Annotated in this window: 1 protein-coding gene and 1 pseudogene; one reads left to right on the forward strand and one right to left on the reverse strand. The window is 41.7% G+C overall.

Annotated features, from left to right (window positions below):
- Positions 1-476: pseudogene (locus J582_RS25185) on the forward strand (glutathione-dependent formaldehyde dehydrogenase); the annotation flags it as partial.
- A gap of 133 nt (positions 477-609) precedes the next feature.
- On the opposite strand, the gene J582_RS25190 reads toward J582_RS25185, so the two are convergent.
- Positions 610-1,415, reverse strand: an 806-nt coding sequence (locus J582_RS25190) for an IS5 family transposase (protein ID WP_050674874.1), incomplete at its 5' end; no start/stop codon positions are given.

Genomic DNA, 1,415 nt, shown 5'->3' on the forward strand with positions numbered 1-1,415 from the left:
CCTATGGGGTGATTCCGGTCAATTTTGATGAAGTCGATGCCGCTGAATTTATCATTCAAAATACCACGGGTTATCGTGGAGTCGATGCCGTCATTGATGCGGTCGGTTTTGAAGCCAAAGGCAGCATGCTGGAAACTGTAATGACTAACCTGAAATTAGAAGGTTCGAGTGGTTCAGCGTTAAGACAATGTATTGCAGCGGTCCGCCGCGGCGGTGTGGTGAGTGTACCTGGAGTTTATGCCGGTCCAATTCACGGCTTCCTGTTTGGTGATGCCTTTGACAAAGGTTTAACCTTTAAAATGGGACAAACTCATGTGCATAATTACTTGCCGCAGTTGCTAGAACATATCGAAAATGGAGATCTGTCTCCAGATCTGATTATTACCCATCGCATGAAACTGGAAGATGCTGCGGAAGGTTACCGTATTTTTGATAAAAAAGAAGAAGACTGTCGTAAAGTAATTCTGACGCCATAAATATGATTAAAGGAAAGCGCCATCAGGCGCTTTTTTATTTTTTATCATCATTTTATCAATCCTCTTTTTCTTGTTTTTAAGGGCTTTGTTGCACAAAGATTTGAAATGCAAAGCGCCCCTAATTGAGCCAAATTTAAGGCGTAACTTGGGTAAGTGGTCGACCTAATTCCGTAAATCTGTTGAGGACTGCTACACGTGCATGAACCTCATTGACTTGGCTATCAAAGCTCCTTGCACTGAGTTTATCTCTTAATAATTTGATGCAGTGCATTTTAGTCTCAACCAAACTTCGGCGATGATAGCCTGACCATTTTTTCCATAGTGTCCTGCCTAAACGTTTAATTGTTCTAAGTAATTCATTTCGCTCTAGCGAGCTACTCTTTGTATCTTTCCATTGTTTCGCATTTTTTCTAGGTGGAATCACCGCATGCCCATGCCGATCTGCAATGACCTGACGGCATTGCTTGGTGTCATAAGCTCCATTGGTATAAACAGAGTTAATCTGCTCATCTTGTGGAATCTGATTAAGTAAATCACCAAGCACCTGTGAATCACTGACATTATTGGTTGTAAGCTGAACTGCTCGTATTTGTAGGGTTTTAGCATCTATACCAATATGAAGTTTACGCCATTGGCGACGATATTCAGGTCCATGTTTCTTGCATTTCCATTCGCCCTCACCTAGAAACTTCATGCCTGTAGAGTCCATGAGTAGATGCAGCCCATCGCTACTTTTTTGGTAGCTGATTACAATATCAATATGCTTTTGTCTTCTACAAAGCGTGGTGTAATCTGGAGCTATCCAATTTAATTCGCAAAGTTTAATCAGACTTTGCACAAAGCCAGTGACCATACGTAAAGACAGACGGAATAAGGATTTAATCATTAAGCAGCTGAACCGTACCGGGTTTGTCGGAGACCACTTTTCTTGAGAGAATG

This window comes from Acinetobacter sp. 1566109, from assembly GCF_000582255.1.
Lineage (GTDB): Bacteria > Pseudomonadota > Gammaproteobacteria > Pseudomonadales > Moraxellaceae > Acinetobacter > Acinetobacter nosocomialis.